The organism is Pseudomonas sp. efr-133-TYG-5 (assembly GCF_030209175.1).
In the GTDB taxonomy this organism is placed as follows: domain Bacteria; phylum Pseudomonadota; class Gammaproteobacteria; order Pseudomonadales; family Pseudomonadaceae; genus Aquipseudomonas.
This window is the reverse complement of the sequence record NZ_JARVSM010000001.1, coordinates 2,318,293-2,333,681: the sequence shown is the minus strand read 5'-3', so window position 1 is coordinate 2,333,681 and position 15,389 is coordinate 2,318,293. Positions and strand designations below refer to the sequence as shown.

The following is a 15,389-nucleotide window of genomic DNA, read 5'->3' as shown; positions in this document are numbered from 1 at the left end:
AGCCTTTTTGAGTGTTGATCCGTGAGTGATTTGAGTCATATCCGCAATTTCTCCATCATCGCCCACATTGACCATGGCAAGTCGACGCTGGCCGACCGTTTCATCCAGATGTGCGGCGGCCTGGCCGAGCGTGAAATGGAAGCCCAGGTACTGGACTCCATGGAGCTGGAGCGTGAACGCGGGATCACCATCAAGGCCCACAGCGTCACTCTTTACTACAAGGCCAAAGACGGCGTTACCTACCAGCTGAACTTCATTGATACCCCGGGTCACGTTGACTTCACCTATGAAGTCAGCCGTTCCCTGGCGGCCTGTGAAGGTGCCTTGCTGGTGGTCGATGCCGGCCAGGGCGTTGAAGCGCAGTCCGTTGCCAACTGCTACACCGCCATCGAGCAGGGCCTCGAGGTCATGCCGGTGCTGAACAAGATCGACCTGCCGCAGGCCGAGCCTGATCGCGTCAAGGACGAGATCGAGAAGATCATCGGCATCGACGCCACCGACGCGGTCACCTGCAGCGCCAAGACCGGCCTGGGTGTCGACGAAGTGCTCGAGCGCCTGGTCGCGACCATTCCCGCGCCGACCGGCAACATCGAGGATCCGCTGCAAGCGTTGATCATCGACTCCTGGTTCGACAACTACCTGGGCGTTGTCTCCCTGGTGCGCGTGCGTCACGGTCGCGTGAAGAAGGGCGACAAGATCCTGGTGAAATCCACCGGCAAGGTGCACCTGGTCGACAGCGTCGGCGTGTTCAACCCGAAACACACCGCCACCGCCGACCTGAAGGCCGGCGAAGTGGGCTTCATCATCGCCAGCATCAAGGACATTCACGGTGCGCCGGTCGGTGACACCCTGACCCTCAGCTCGACCCCGGATGTACCGGTATTGCCGGGTTTCAAACGCATCCAGCCACAGGTTTACGCCGGTCTGTTCCCGGTCAGCTCCGACGACTTCGAGGATTTCCGCGAGGCGCTGCAGAAACTGACCCTCAACGACTCGTCGCTGCAGTACACCCCGGAAAGCTCCGACGCCCTGGGCTTCGGCTTCCGTTGCGGCTTCCTCGGCATGCTGCACATGGAAATCATCCAGGAGCGCCTGGAGCGCGAGTACGACCTGGACCTGATCACCACCGCGCCAACGGTAATTTTCGAGCTGGTGCTGAAAACCGGTGAAACGATTTACGTCGACAACCCGTCGAAGTTGCCGGACGTGTCGTCGATCGAAGACATGCGCGAGCCGATCGTGCGGGCCAACATCCTGGTCCCGCAGGAGCACCTGGGCAACGTCATCACCCTGTGCATCGAAAAGCGCGGCGTTCAGGTCGACATGCTGTTCCTCGGCAATCAGGTCCAGGTGACCTACGACCTGCCGATGAACGAAGTGGTCCTCGACTTCTTCGATCGTCTGAAATCCACCAGCCGCGGCTATGCTTCGCTGGACTACCATTTCGATCGCTACCAATCGGCTAATCTGGTGAAACTGGACGTGCTGATCAACGGTGACAAGGTCGACGCTCTGGCGCTGATCGTGCACCGCGACAACTCGCACTTCAAAGGTCGCCAGTTGACCGAGAAGATGAAGGAACTGATCCCGCGGCAGATGTTCGACGTGGCGATCCAGGCGGCCATTGGCGGTCAGATCGTTGCCCGGACAACCGTCAAGGCGCTCAGAAAGAACGTATTGGCCAAGTGCTACGGCGGCGACGTCAGCCGTAAGAAAAAGCTGCTTGAAAAGCAGAAGGCCGGTAAGAAACGCATGAAACAGGTCGGCAACGTGGAAATCCCGCAAGAAGCCTTCCTCGCCGTGCTCAGGTTGGAATAGTCAGGTCCTATGTCACTAAATTTCCCGCTGTTGCTGGTTATCGCCGTGTTCGTCTGCGGCCTGTTGGCGTTGCTCGATCTGTTGATCCTGGCACCGCGTCGGCGTGCCGCCATCGCTTCCTATCAGGGCAGCGTCAGCCAGCCGGATGTGCTGGTGGTGGAAAAGCTCAACAAGGAGCCGCTGCTGGTCGAGTACGGCAAGTCGTTCTTCCCGGTGCTGTTCATCGTGCTGGTGCTGCGTTCGTTTCTGGTCGAGCCGTTCCAGATTCCGTCCGGCTCGATGAAACCGACCCTGGACGTCGGCGACTTCATTCTGGTGAACAAGTTTTCCTACGGGATCCGCCTGCCGGTGATCGACAGGAAAGTCATCGAAGTCGGTGACCCGCAACGCGGCGATGTCATGGTGTTCCGCTACCCGAGCGACCCGAACGTCAACTACATCAAGCGTGTGGTCGGCCTGCCGGGTGACACGGTGCGCTACACCGCCGACAAGCGCCTGTTCGTCAACGGCGAATCGATTGCCGAGCAACTGGTTGGCTCCGAGCCGGGCACGCTGGGCAGTGCGGAGCTGTACAAGGAAAAACTCGGCGCCGCCGAGCACCTGATCCGCAAGGAAATGAGCCGTTATCGCGCCACCCCGGACCATACCTGGACCGTGCCGGCCGGGCACTACTTCATGATGGGCGACAACCGCGACAACTCGAACGACAGTCGCTACTGGGATGACCCGAACATTCCCAAGGATCTGCTGGGCATGGTTCCCGACCAGAATATCGTCGGCAAGGCCTTCGCGGTCTGGATGAGCTGGCCGGAACCGAAACTCAGCCACCTGCCGAACTTCTCGCGGGTCGGCCTGATCAAGTAATCAAACACGGCGCTGTTACCACAGCGCCGAATGCATTTCTGGAGCCGGCACAACCGGCGGCCCCGGGGCTTGAAGCCAACGATATTCAGGATGTTATTTTTGAACACAGCGTTAATTGTCCCAGGCCTGCGCCGTACCCCGGCGATGGCAGTGGAATCCAGCCACGAACTCAGCGTGGGTAAACCGTGAGCGTTTCTCTAAGCCGTCTCGAGCGTCAGCTCGGCTACACCTTCAAGGACCAGGAACTGATGGTCCTGGCCCTCACGCATCGCAGCTTTGCCGGGCGCAACAACGAGCGTCTGGAATTCCTCGGCGATGCGATCCTCAATTTCGTCGCCGGCGAGGCGCTCTTCGACCGTTTCCCGCTGGCCCGCGAAGGCCAGTTGTCGCGTTTGCGCGCACGCCTGGTCAAAGGTGAGACGCTGGCGGTACTGGCTCGTGGTTTCGACCTCGGCGACTACCTGCGCCTGGGCTCGGGCGAGCTGAAAAGCGGCGGTTTCCGTCGCGAGTCGATCCTGGCCGATGCCCTCGAAGCGCTGATCGGCGCGATCTACCTCGACGCCGGCATGGAAATGGCCCGCGAGCGGGTACTGGCCTGGCTGGCCGGCGAGTTCGAAGGCCTGACGCTGGTCGACACCAACAAGGATCCGAAGACCCGCCTGCAGGAATTCCTGCAATCGCGCAGCTGCGAACTGCCGCGCTACGAGGTCGTGGACATCCAGGGCGAGCCGCACTGCCGAACCTTCTTCGTCGAGTGCGAAGTTGTCTTACTGAATGAAAAAAGCCGGGGTCAGGGTGTGAGTCGTCGTATTGCCGAACAGGTAGCGGCCGCCGCAGCACTGATTGCCCTGGGCGTGGAGAATGGCAATGACTGATACAAACGCAACTCGCTGTGGCTACGTTGCCATCGTCGGCCGTCCCAACGTCGGTAAGTCGACGCTGCTCAACCACATCCTCGGGCAGAAGCTGGCGATCACCTCGCGCAAGCCGCAGACCACCCGCCACAACATGCTCGGGATCAAGACCGAGGGTGACGTGCAGGCCATCTACGTCGATACCCCGGGCATGCACAAGGGCGGCGAAAAGGCCCTGAACCGCTACATGAACAAGACCGCTTCGGCGGCGTTGAAAGACGTCGACGTGGTGATCTTCGTGGTCGACCGCACCAAGTGGACCGAAGAAGACCAGATGGTCCTGGAGCGTGTGCAGTACGTCACCGGCCCGTTGATCGTCGCGCTGAACAAGACCGACCGCATCGAAGACAAGGCCGAGCTGATGCCGCACCTGTCGTGGTTGCAGGAACAGCTGCCGAATGCGCAGATCATCCCGATCTCTGCGCAGCACGGGCACAACCTCGATGCGCTGGAAAAAGTCATCGCCGAGCATCTGCCGGAGAACGATCACTTCTTCCCGGAAGACCAGATTACCGACCGTAGCAGCCGTTTCCTCGCCGCCGAACTGGTGCGCGAGAAAATCATGCGCCAGATGGGCGCCGAGCTGCCGTACCAGATCACCGTGGAAATCGAAGAGTTCAAGCAGCAGGGCAAGACCCTGCATATCCACGCGCTGATCCTGGTCGAACGTGACGGCCAGAAGAAAATCATCATTGGCGACAAGGGCGAGCGCATCAAGCGCATCGGCACCGAGGCGCGCAAGGACATGGAGCTGCTGTTCGACTCCAAGATCATGCTCAACCTGTGGGTCAAGGTGAAGGGCGGCTGGTCCGACGACGAGCGTGCTTTGCGTTCGCTGGGTTACGGCGACCTGTAATCACCGCGCCAGAAACACCGATACCCACTGTGGGAGCGAGCCTGCTCGCGAAGAGGATGTAACATTCAGCCTTGCGGTTGACTGTCACTCCGCCTTCGCGAGCAGGCTCGCTCCCACAGTGGTTTTGGGTGGTGTGTAAAACTGCGTTTCTTCATCGAGAACTCAATGTCGCAAAACCCGCCTCCCGCTCAGGCCGCCTACGTCCTGCACAGTCGTGCCTACCGCGAAACCAGCGCCTTGGTGGATTTCCTCACGCCGCAGGGCCGGCTGCGCGCGGTGCTGCGCAGTGCGCGGGGCAAGGCCGGAACGCTGGCGCGACCGTTCGTGCCGCTGGAAGTGGAGTTCCGCGGCAAGGGCGAGCTGAAGAATGTCGGGCGCATGGAGAGTGCCGGTAACGCGACCTGGATGGTTGGAGAGGCACTGTTCAGTGGCCTCTACCTCAATGAATTGCTGATTCGTCTTTTGCCCGCCGAAGACCCGCACCCGGCGGTGTTCGATCATTACGCCGCCACCTTGCTTGCCCTGGCTGAGGGCCGGCCGCTGGAGCCGCTTTTACGCTCTTTCGAATGGCGCCTGCTGGATGATCTGGGCTACGGCTTTGCCATGAACACCGATATCCATGGCGAACCGGTCGCGCCGGACGGTCTCTATCGTCTGCAAGTCGATGCAGGCCTCGAGCGGGTCTACCTGTTGCAGCCGGGGTTGTTCAACGGCGTCGAATTGCTGGCCATGGCCGACGCCGACTGGTCGGCGCCCGGGGCGCTGGCGGCGGCCAAGCGCTTGATGCGCCAGGCGCTGGCCGTCCATCTGGGTGGGCGGCCTCTGGTCAGTCGCGAGCTGTTTCGCAAACCCTAAGGTATGCTGTGCGCCGAATCTTTCCCTTCAGGAGCGCATCCGTGACCACCAGCAATCGCATTCTTCTTGGCGTGAACATCGACCACGTCGCCACCCTGCGTCAGGCCCGCGGTACGCGCTACCCGGATCCGGTCAAGGCTGCGCTGGACGCGGAAGAGGCGGGCGCCGATGGCATCACCGTGCACCTGCGCGAAGACCGCCGGCACATCCAGGAGCGCGATGTGCTGCTGCTCAAGGACGTGCTGCAAACCCGCATGAACTTCGAGATGGGTGTCACCGAAGAGATGATGGCGTTCGCCGAGCGCATCCGTCCGGCGCACATCTGCCTGGTGCCGGAAACCCGTCAGGAGCTGACCACCGAGGGTGGCCTCGATGTGGCGGGGCAGGAAGCGCGGATCAAGGCTGCGGTGGAGCGCCTGTCGAAGATCGGCAGCGAAGTGTCGCTGTTCATCGATGCGGACGAGCGCCAGATTGCAGCGTCGAAGCGTGTCGGGGCGCCGGCCATCGAGCTGCACACCGGGCGTTATGCCGATGCCGAAACGCCGACGGATGTCGCCGAAGAGCTCAAGCGCGTCGCCGATGGCGTGGCATTCGGTCTGGCCCAGGGCCTGATCGTCAATGCCGGCCATGGCCTGCATTACCACAACGTCGAGGCCGTGGCGGCGATCAAGGGCATCAATGAGCTGAACATCGGCCACGCGCTGGTCGCTCACGCGCTGTTCGTGGGCTTCAAGTCGGCGGTGTCGGAAATGAAGGCGTTGATCCTGGCTGCCGCCAAGCACTAAGCAACACCCCAAAACCAAATGTGGGAGCGAGCTTGCTCGCGAAGGCGCTGTATCAGTCAAAGAATATGTCGACTGACACACCGCCTTCGCGAGCAAGCCCGCTCCCACATTGGATTTATGCTGTTGGTTAGAGCGGGGCAGGCTCCTGCGCCGGCTTGGACTTGTCGATCCCCGGCACATGCAGGTTGCCTTCGGCCACCTGGTCGCCTTCAAGCTGCGGCTGGGTCACCCAGGTCAGGATGTCGTAGTAGCGGCGGATGTTCGCCACGAAGTGCACCGGCTCGCCGCCTCGGGCGTAGCCGTAGCGGGTCTTGCTGTACCACTGCTTCTGCGACAGGCGCGGCAGCATCTTCTTCACGTCCAGCCACTTGTCGGGATTCAGGCCTTCGCGCGAGGCCAGTTTGCGCGCGTCATCAAGGTGGCCGCTGCCGACGTTATAGGCGGCCAGGGCGAACCAGGTGCGATCCGGCTCCTGGATCGAGTCGTCGAGCTGATCCTTCATGTAGGCCAGGTACTTGGCGCCGCCCATGATGCTCTGCTTCGGATCGAGGCGGTTGGACACGCCCATGGCCTGGGCGGTGTTCTGGGTCAGCATCATCAGGCCGCGCACGCCGGTCTTGGAGGTGACGGCCGGTTGCCACAGGGATTCCTGGTAACCGATGGCGGCGAGCAGGCGCCAGTCGACTTTTTCTTTCTTGGCGTAGGTCTTGAAGTGCTGCTCGTACTTGGGCAGGCGCTGCTGCAAGTGCTGGGCGAAGGTGGTTGCCCCCATGTAGCCGAGGACGTCGACGTGACCGTAATAGCGGTCCTTCAGGCGTTGCAGGGTGCCGTTCTTCTGCACCTTGTCCAGGTAGCTGTTGATCTCGTTGAGCAGGCTGTTGTCTTCGCCGGCGGCCACCGCCCAGCTCTGGCTGCGGGCGTCACCGAGGTCGAAGGCGACGCGGATGTTGCTGAAGTACACCTGGTTCATCGCCACTTCGTTGGAGTCGACCAGGGTCAGGTCGATCTGGCCTTCGTCGACCATGCGCAACAGGTCGACCACTTCCACCGCGTCGGACTCTTCGTATTCGATACCCGGAAATTTCTGTTTCAGTTCCGCCAGTTGTTCGGCGTGGGTGCTGCCCTTGAGCACCATGATCTTCTTGCCGACCAGGTCACCGGCGTCGGTCGGCCGCGACTGGCCGTTGCGATAGATGATCTGCGGGGTGACTTCGAGGTAGGAGTGGGAGAACCGCACCTGCTTCTTGCGTTGCTCGCTGCTGACCAGGCCGGCAGCCGCCAGGACCGGGCCGTTCGGTTTGCCGATCTGGTTGAACAGGTCGTCGAGGTTGTCGGCCGTCTCGATTTTCAGCTCGACCCCCAAATCGTCGGCGAAGCGCTTCACCAGCTCGTATTCGAAGCCGGTTTCACCGCTGCGATCCTGGAAGTAGGTGGCGGGGCTGTTACGGGTAACCACCCGCAGCACACCATCCTCCTTTACGCGCTCGAGTGTGTTGGGTTTGTCAACACAGCCACTGAGCATCAGGAAGAGTCCGGTAGCGAACAGCCATTTGGCATATCGCGGACGCAAAGCCGTTGGGGAAAACATGTGCGCAGTATACGCAAAGGACCGTGAGCGCCATATCTCGACAGTTGCAGGGTTGTCTGCTAGAGATCACAAAACCGCGCGAAACCCCGCAGGAATGGGCGCCAAAGGCATTTTGTGACAGAAAAAATATGCGCTGGTCCGACACCCGTGGAATTTGACCCTCGAGGCAGGAACACAGGGCGACGTCCGGGTGCAACCGTGCGTAGCGTTTCGGGTGATGTTGAGGGCGGTTTAGGCTAGAATGCACGGCCTCAAAGCACACCCCTTCCCGAGGCTGTCCCGAAGATGTTGATCCTGCGCGGCGCTCCTGCCCTTTCTGCCTTTCGCCACAGCAAACTCCTTGAGCAACTGAGCCAGAAGGTTCCAGCTGTCAGTGGCCTGTATGCTGAATTCGCTCACTTCGCCGAAGTCACCGGCGTCCTGACCGGCGACGAACAGCAGGTGCTCGCGCGCCTTCTGAAGTACGGTCCAAGCGTTCCGGTTCAAGAGCCGACCGGCCGTCTGTTCCTGGTGTTGCCGCGTTTCGGCACCATCTCGCCGTGGTCGAGCAAGGCCAGCGACATCGCCCGCAACTGCGGCCTGAGCAAGATCCAGCGCCTGGAACGCGGTATTGCGTTCTACGTGGCCGGCCAGTTCAGCGATGCCCAGGCGCAGCAGATCGCCGACGTCCTGCATGACCGCATGACCCAGATCGTTCTCGGCAACCTGGAAGAGGCCGCCGGCCTGTTCAGCCACGCCGAACCGAAGCCGCTGACCGCGATCGACATCCTCGGTGGCGGCCGCGCCGCGCTGGAAAAAGCCAACACCGAGCTGGGCCTGGCCCTGGCCGAAGACGAGATCGACTACCTGGTCAACGCCTTCAACGGTCTCAAGCGCAACCCGCACGACATCGAACTGATGATGTTCGCCCAGGCCAACTCCGAGCACTGCCGCCACAAGATCTTCAACGCCAGTTGGGATATCGATGGCCAGAGCCAGGAAAAAAGCCTGTTCGGCATGATCAAGAACACCTATCAGATGCACAGCGAAGGCGTGCTGTCCGCTTACAAGGACAACGCCTCGGTGATCGTCGGCAACGTTGCCGGGCGCTTCTTCCCGGATCCGCAAACCCGCCAGTACGGCGCGGTGCAGGAGCCGGTGCACATCCTGATGAAGGTCGAGACCCACAACCACCCGACCGCGATTGCACCGTTCCCGGGCGCGTCCACCGGTTCCGGTGGCGAGATCCGCGACGAAGGTGCAACCGGCCGTGGCGCCAAGCCGAAGGCCGGCCTGACCGGTTTCACCGTATCCAACCTGCAGATCCCGGGCTTCGAACAGCCGTGGGAAGTGCCGTACGGCAAGCCTGAGCGCATCGTCAACGCCCTGGACATCATGATCGAAGGCCCGCTCGGCGGCGCCGCGTTCAACAACGAATTCGGCCGTCCGGCCCTGACCGGTTATTTCCGTACCTTCGAACAATCGATCAGCACCCCGCACGGCGACGAAGTGCGCGGTTACCACAAGCCGATCATGCTCGCCGGCGGCATGGGCAACATCCGTGAAGAACACGTCAAGAAGGGCGAGATCGTCGTCGGCTCCAAGCTGATCGTGCTCGGTGGCCCGGCGATGCTGATCGGTCTGGGCGGCGGTGCCGCTTCCTCGATGGCCACCGGCACCAGCTCGGCGGACCTCGACTTCGCTTCCGTGCAGCGGGAAAACCCGGAAATGGAGCGTCGTTGCCAGGAAGTCATCGACCGTTGCTGGCAGCTGGGCGACAAGAACCCGATCAGCTTCATCCACGACGTGGGTGCCGGTGGTCTGTCCAACGCCTTCCCGGAACTGGTCAACGACGGCGACCGCGGTGGCCGTTTCGAACTGCGCAACATTCCCAACGACGAGCCGGGCATGGCCCCGCACGAAATCTGGTCCAACGAATCCCAGGAGCGTTACGTCCTGGCGGTCGGCCCGGCCGATTTCGAGCGTTTCCAGGGGATCTGCGAGCGTGAGCGTTGCCCGTTCGCCGTGGTCGGCGAAGCCACTGCCGAGCCGCAACTGACCGTGACCGACAGCCACTTCGGCAACAACCCGGTGGACATGCCACTGGAAGTGTTGCTGGGCAAGGCGCCGCGAATGCACCGTTCGGTGGTGCGCGAAGCCGAGCTGGGCGACGATTTCGATCCGTCCAACCTCGACATCGGCGAAAGCATCGAGCGCGTCCTGCATCACCCGGCCGTGGCCAGCAAGAGCTTCCTGATCACCATCGGCGACCGCACCATCACCGGCCTCGTGGCCCGTGACCAGATGGTCGGCCCGTGGCAGGTGCCGGTGGCCGACGTGGCCGTGACCGCCACCAGTTTCGACGTCTACACCGGTGAAGCGATGGCCATGGGCGAGCGCACGCCGCTGGCGCTGCTGGACGCTCCGGCGTCGGGCCGCATGGCCATTGGCGAAACCCTGACCAACATCGCCGCTTCGCGCATCAACAAGATCTCCGACATCAAGCTGTCGGCGAACTGGATGTCCGCGGCCGGCCACCCGGGCGAAGACGCACGTCTGTACGACACCGTGAAAGCGGTCGGCATGGAGTTGTGCCCGGAGCTGGGCATCACCATTCCGGTCGGCAAGGACTCGATGTCCATGGCCACCCGCTGGAACGACAACGGCGAAGAAAAAACCGTGACCTCGCCGATGTCGCTGATCGTGACCGGTTTCGCGCCAGTGGCTGACATCCGTCAGACCCTGACCCCGGAACTGCGCATGGACAAGGGCACCACCGACCTGATCCTGATCGACCTCGGCCGCGGCCAGAACCGCATGGGCGCCTCGATCCTCGCCCAGGTGCACGGCAAGCTCGGCAAACAGGCGCCGGACGTCGACGACGCGGAAGACCTCAAAGCCTTCTTCGCCGTGATCCAGGGCCTCAACGCCGACGGTCACCTGCTGGCCTACCACGACCGTTCCGACGGTGGTCTGCTGACCTCCGTGGTGGAAATGGCCTTCGCCGGCCACTGTGGCCTGAGCCTGAACCTTGACAGCGTTGCCGAGTCCTCGGCGGAAATCGCCGCGATCCTGTTCAACGAAGAACTCGGTGCGGTGATCCAGGTACGCCAGGACGCGACCCCGGACATCCTCGCGCAATTCAGCGCCGCCGGTCTGGGCGACTGCGTGTCGGTGATCGGTCAGCCGATCAACAACGGCCAGATCAACATCACCTTCAACGGTGACACCGTGTTCGAAGGCCAGCGTCGTCTGCTGCAGCGTCAGTGGGCCGAAACCAGCTACCAGATCCAGCGTCTGCGCGACAACGCCGACTGCGCCGAGCAGGAATTCGACGCGCTGCTGGAAGAAGACAACCCGGGCCTGAGCGTCAAGCTCAGCTACGACGTCAACCAGGACATCGCCGCGCCTTACATCAAGAAAGGCATCCGCCCACAGGTGGCCGTGCTGCGTGAGCAGGGCGTCAACGGTCAGGTGGAAATGGCTGCCGCGTTCGACCGCGCCGGTTTCAACGCGATCGACGTGCACATGAGCGACATTCTCGCTGGCCGCGTCGACCTGAACGAGTTCAAGGGGCTGGTGGCGTGCGGTGGTTTCTCCTACGGCGACGTCCTCGGCGCCGGTGAAGGCTGGGCCAAGTCGGCACTGTTCAACAGCCGCGCCCGCGATGCGTTCCAGGGCTTCTTCGAGCGTAACGACAGCTTCACCCTCGGCGTGTGCAACGGTTGCCAGATGATGTCCAACCTGCACGAGCTGATCCCGGGCAGCGAGTTCTGGCCGCACTTCGTACGCAACCGCTCCGAGCAGTTCGAAGCACGTGTGGCGATGGTGCAGATTCAGGAATCGAACTCGATCTTCCTGCAGGGCATGGCCGGTTCGCGCATGCCGATCGCCATCGCTCACGGTGAAGGCCATGCCGAATTCGAAAGCGAAGAGGCGTTGCTGGAAGCCGATCTGTCCGGTTGCGTGGCGATGCGTTTCGTCGACAACCACGGCAAGGTCACCGAAGCCTACCCGGCCAACCCGAACGGCTCGCCGCGCGGGATCACCGGCCTCACCAGCCGTGACGGTCGCGTAACGATCATGATGCCGCACCCGGAGCGGGTATTCCGCGCGGTGCAGAACTCGTGGCGTTCGGAAGACTGGAACGAAGACGCGCCGTGGATGCGTATGTTCCGCAACGCCCGCGTCTGGGTTAACTAAGCGCCGTGTACAAGCTCTGCTTTTTTGTCCCCGACAGTCATGTCGAGTTGGTCAAAAACGCCGTGTTCGCCGCCGGTGGCGGACGCATCGGCGCCTATGACCACTGCGCGTGGCAAGTGCCTGGCACTGGCCAGTTCCGGCCTTTGGACGGCAGTCAGCCGTTCATTGGAAAGACGGGGCAGGTCGAGCGGGTCGAGGAGTGGAAGGTTGAGCTGGTGGTGGCGGATGAGTTGATTGGCGCTGTGGTGGCGGCTCTCAAGTTGAGCCATCCCTACGAGACACCGGCGTATGAGGTGTGGCGGCTGGAAGATTTCTGATCTTCTGATCGCTGACATGAAAAGCCCGCTGAGCGTGAGTTCAGCGGGTTTTTTGTTGCCTGCGATTTATCGGCGGTACGCCTCGACTCTGTGGGCTCGAGCTCGCTCTCCATGACGCTGTGATGTAGTAAGACAGTGCCCCGAATACCAGAAAATAAGCGGATTTTCCTACCCGCTTTTCAGGTTGTCCCTCGGAAGTCACCTCCCTAACTTGAGCGCTTCGCTGGCCATTCAGCGATAGAGGTCAGTCGCCATGGCTGACTTGGCCGCTCATGGCGGGATAGGACATGACTCAGAGGTTCAGAATGAAGTTGCCTGACGCGATCACGCCTCGCATCAATACGAATACCGCATTGGGGCAGGCGCTGATTTCCATGTTCAAATCGGTGGAAGCGGAATTGATCCAGGAAAAGGCTGGGCCAGGTGCAGTCAAAATCATTGTCTTCGGTGGCTGCGCCGTTCATCTCTATACCCATCACCGAATTTCCCTGGATGTTGATGCCGAGATCTACCAGGCTTGCGTGCCGCTTGGACTCGACCTTCAAAGTCTGCTCGCGCAGGTCCCGGAACTGTTCGTTGATGAACGCTCCGCGCGGATGATGGAGTTGAACTACGACCTGCAATACAACACGAGTCTTGGTCCGATTCACGAGGATTACTGGACACGCAGTATTGCGCTAAAAGAGTTTCCCGAGACGTCGCCGCTGCATATCCATATTGCAGCACCGGTGGATATTGCCATTACCAAACTGGGCAGAGCCACTGACCACGATATTGGCGATATCAACGCGCTGCTACGATCCGGTTTTATTCTGACGGAGGATTTTCGGCGTCTGGCATTACAGGCAATTGATGTATATGTTGGCAACAAAGAGCCGCCCACCTCGGTGCTGTCCAATATTTTGCACGATTACCTGGAGGAATCAGATGTCGAAGTCTTTTGACAACCACGTCCTTTCATCCGCATTGGACACCTTGGTCAGAAGTCCTCTGGATCAAGCCGATGGTGTTGCGCTGGTGAATGCTGCCAAAGAGGTCTGGTATACAGAGTCGAATCTTGAGAATGAGGTCAAAGCATTTCTTGCTTGTCACCAAGATGAAACCGAACGCCGTCGCGCAGCTTATCTACTGGAGCGATTCACTCGTTTTGCCTGCGTATCGGATAACCGCGTATCGGAAACGCTTCATGCGCTTGAGCTTTTCATTCCGACAACGCCCAAGCAAAACGTCATGCCTCAGCAGTCGGTTTCCTTACGCAATCGCTGGGATGAATTGGCCGTTGCGTGGGGGTTGAAGGAAAGTCTGGGTTTGAAGATTCAGGCGCTCATGCCTTTCCAGACACGGCACTACGAGGCTGAACTGCGCTCAAGCATTTCTTGAGTTGCAGAGGCTTACGAAAGAGAAACCCGGCCAAGGCCGGGTTGCTTTTTTTCGGTTCAAACCATTCAGTCGACAGTCAAACCTTCGCCCCCACCTCGCGGCGATCGACCAACAATTCCAACGCCGCACTCAAGCTCTGCGCTCGCTCGCCCACCAGCAAGTGCCACACACCATCCTCCAGTGCGCTCACACCCAGGCATCCCAGCTGCTTCAAGCGTGGTTCCGACAGCGCCTTGCCGTCGGCCAGTTGCAGGCGGATGCGGGTCATGGCGATGCAGTCGAGTTGCCGGACATTGGCGCTGCCGCCCAGGGCGGTCAGCCATTGCTGTGCGTCGGCACCGGCAACCACAACCCCAGGCGCTTTCGGTTCATCGGCGACCGCAGCGGTTTCAACCAGAACGGCACGTCCGAGTGAAGGCATCGCCAGGCGAATCTCATCGGCAATGCTGTCGGCCATCGGCCCGACCACCACTTGCAGACTGCCACCCTTGCCCGGACGCACCACCGCCATCGCACCCAGTGCTTTGAGATCCGCATCAGACGCCTTGTTGCGGTCGACCATCTCCAGGCGCAACCGAGTGGTGCAGGCGCCGACCGTCAGCAGATTTTCCGCGCCACCGAGTGCCTTGATGTAGGCACTGGCGCGCTCGTTCTCAGTCAACACGGCTTTCTCACTGACCGCGACGTCCTCACGCCCCGGCGTCTTCAGGTTGAAGCGACGAATGCAGAAATCAAACACCGCGTAATACACCACGGCATAGGCCAGCCCGACCGGAATCACCAGCCAGCCATTGGTCGAGCGCCCCCAGCCCAGCACCATATCGATGAAGCCGCCGGAGAAGGTGAAACCCAGGTGGATGTTCAAAGCGTTGGTAATCGCCATCGACAACCCGGTCAACAGCGCATGCACCAGATACAGCAAGGGTGCGAGGAACATGAAGGCGAATTCGATCGGTTCGGTCACGCCGGTGAGGAACGACGTCAGCGCCATCGACAGGAAGATCCCGCCCATGACCTTGCGCCGCTCCGGCAGGGCATTGCGGTACATCGCCAGGCACGCGGCAGGCAGGCCGAAGATCATCATCGGGAACATGCCGGTCATGAACTGGCCGCCCTTCGGATCGCCGGCGAAGTAGCGTGAAAGATCACCCGTGACCAGGGCGCCGGTAGTCGGGTCGGTGAAATTGCCGAACACGAACCACGCCATGTTGTTGAGGATGTGGTGCAGGCCGGTGACGATCAGCAGGCGGTTGAACACGCCGAAGACGAAGGCGCCGATGCTGCCGCTTTCCATCATCAGGCTGCCGAAGGCATTGATGCCGTGCTGGATCGGCGGCCAGATATAACCGAACACCACGCCCAGGCCGACCGCCGCGAACCCGGTGACAATCGGTACAAACCGTCGGCCACCGAAGAACGCCAGGTACTCCGGCAGCTTGATGTCCTTGAAGCGGTTGTACAGCGCGCCGGCCATCAGGCCGCTGACGATCCCGGCGAGCATGCCCATGTTGATGCTCGAATCGAGCACCTTCAGCGTCGAGATCATCACCAGGTAACCGATCACCCCGGCAAGACCGGCGGTGCCGTTGTTGTCCTTGGCGAAACCGACTGCAATGCCGATGGCGAAGATCATCGCCAGGTTGGCGAAGATCACCTGACCGGCGTCGTGGATGATCGCGATGTTCAAAAGGTCGGTGTCACCCAGGCGCAGCAGCAGACCGGCAATCGGCAGGATCGCGATCGGCAGCATCAGCGCGCGGCCGAGGCGTTGCAGGCCTTCGATGAAGAGTTGGTACATGGTGTTTCTCCCTGCTCTTTATAGAGAGCTTG

12 protein-coding genes are annotated in these 15,389 nt (G+C 61.2%); 10 read left to right on the top strand and 2 right to left on the bottom strand.

All coding sequences use genetic code 11. The features are described from left to right. The first annotated feature begins 21 nt into the window (after positions 1-21). The 6 genes from lepA to pdxJ all read left to right on the top strand — a co-directional run bounded on the left by lepA (position 22) and on the right by pdxJ (position 6,092). On the top strand, positions 22-1,818 hold the full coding sequence (lepA, locus tag QRN70_RS10645; RefSeq protein ID WP_085729729.1) for a translation elongation factor 4: 1,797 nt from the start codon (positions 22-24) through the stop codon (positions 1,816-1,818). Positions 1,819-1,827: 9 nt separating this feature from the next. Beyond that, positions 1,828-2,682, top strand: a complete 855-nt coding sequence (gene lepB / locus QRN70_RS10640) for a signal peptidase I (RefSeq protein WP_285417542.1) — start codon at positions 1,828-1,830, stop codon at positions 2,680-2,682. Between the two features lie 185 nt (positions 2,683-2,867). Next, positions 2,868-3,557, top strand: coding sequence for a ribonuclease III (rnc, locus tag QRN70_RS10635; protein WP_285417541.1), 690 nt, complete (start codon positions 2,868-2,870; stop codon positions 3,555-3,557). Next, positions 3,550-4,452, top strand: coding sequence for a GTPase Era (gene era / locus QRN70_RS10630; RefSeq protein WP_285417540.1), 903 nt, complete (start codon positions 3,550-3,552; stop codon positions 4,450-4,452). Before rnc ends, era begins: the two co-directional genes overlap by 8 nt. A 165-nt stretch (positions 4,453-4,617) precedes the next feature. Further along, a complete protein-coding gene (gene recO, locus QRN70_RS10625; RefSeq protein WP_285417539.1) occupies positions 4,618-5,307 on the top strand; it encodes a DNA repair protein RecO in 690 nt (229 codons plus the stop codon). A gap of 41 nt (positions 5,308-5,348) precedes the next feature. Beyond that, on the top strand, positions 5,349-6,092 hold the full coding sequence (gene pdxJ, locus QRN70_RS10620) for a pyridoxine 5'-phosphate synthase (protein WP_285417538.1): 744 nt from the start codon (positions 5,349-5,351) through the stop codon (positions 6,090-6,092). Between the two features lie 127 nt (positions 6,093-6,219). On the opposite strand, the gene mltF is transcribed toward pdxJ, so the two are convergent. Beyond that, positions 6,220-7,680 carry a membrane-bound lytic murein transglycosylase MltF gene (mltF, locus tag QRN70_RS10615; RefSeq protein ID WP_285417537.1) on the bottom strand — a complete coding sequence of 487 codons (1,461 nt, stop codon included), beginning with the start codon at positions 7,678-7,680 and terminating at the stop codon, positions 6,220-6,222. Positions 7,681-7,965: 285 nt separating this feature from the next. Between mltF and purL the strand changes: the two genes are divergently transcribed. The 4 genes from purL to QRN70_RS10595 all read left to right on the top strand — a co-directional run bounded on the left by purL (position 7,966) and on the right by QRN70_RS10595 (position 13,559). Continuing rightward, positions 7,966-11,862 (top strand): phosphoribosylformylglycinamidine synthase, encoded by a 3,897-nt coding sequence (purL, locus tag QRN70_RS10610; RefSeq protein ID WP_285417535.1) that lies wholly within the window; start codon positions 7,966-7,968, stop codon positions 11,860-11,862. Between the two features lie 5 nt (positions 11,863-11,867). Further along, positions 11,868-12,179: a YqfO family protein gene (locus QRN70_RS10605; RefSeq protein ID WP_285417534.1), complete on the top strand. Its 312-nt coding sequence runs from the start codon at positions 11,868-11,870 to the stop codon at positions 12,177-12,179. 305 nt (positions 12,180-12,484) lie between these two features. Then, a complete protein-coding gene (locus QRN70_RS10600) occupies positions 12,485-13,123 on the top strand; it encodes a DUF6036 family nucleotidyltransferase (RefSeq protein ID WP_285417533.1) in 639 nt (212 codons plus the stop codon). After that, a complete protein-coding gene (locus tag QRN70_RS10595) occupies positions 13,107-13,559 on the top strand; it encodes a hypothetical protein (protein ID WP_285417531.1) in 453 nt (150 codons plus the stop codon). The genes QRN70_RS10600 and QRN70_RS10595 overlap by 17 nt, the downstream gene beginning before the upstream one ends. A 76-nt stretch (positions 13,560-13,635) precedes the next feature. Here QRN70_RS10595 and nagE read toward each other — a convergent pair whose 3' ends face one another. After that, complete coding sequence (gene nagE / locus QRN70_RS10590) at positions 13,636-15,357, bottom strand: N-acetylglucosamine-specific PTS transporter subunit IIBC (RefSeq protein WP_285417530.1); 1,722 nt, start codon at positions 15,355-15,357, stop codon at positions 13,636-13,638. Positions 15,358-15,389 lie beyond the last annotated feature (32 nt).

What these genes read in the sequence shown, in the direction of transcription:
- lepB (WP_285417542.1), top strand. Translation starts at nt 1,828, where the DNA reads ATGTCACTAAATTTCCCGCTGTTGCTGGTTATCGCCGTGTTCGTCTGC.
- era (WP_285417540.1), top strand. Translation starts at nt 3,550, where the DNA reads ATGACTGATACAAACGCAACTCGCTGTGGCTACGTTGCCATCGTCGGC.
- recO (WP_285417539.1), top strand. Translation starts at nt 4,618, where the DNA reads ATGTCGCAAAACCCGCCTCCCGCTCAGGCCGCCTACGTCCTGCACAGT.
- mltF (WP_285417537.1), bottom strand. Translation starts at nt 7,680, where the DNA reads ATGTTTTCCCCAACGGCTTTGCGTCCGCGATATGCCAAATGGCTGTTC.
- purL (WP_285417535.1), top strand. Translation starts at nt 7,966, where the DNA reads ATGTTGATCCTGCGCGGCGCTCCTGCCCTTTCTGCCTTTCGCCACAGC.
- QRN70_RS10600 (WP_285417533.1), top strand. Translation starts at nt 12,485, where the DNA reads ATGAAGTTGCCTGACGCGATCACGCCTCGCATCAATACGAATACCGCA.
- QRN70_RS10595 (WP_285417531.1), top strand. Translation starts at nt 13,107, where the DNA reads ATGTCGAAGTCTTTTGACAACCACGTCCTTTCATCCGCATTGGACACC.
- nagE (WP_285417530.1), bottom strand. Translation starts at nt 15,357, where the DNA reads ATGTACCAACTCTTCATCGAAGGCCTGCAACGCCTCGGCCGCGCGCTG.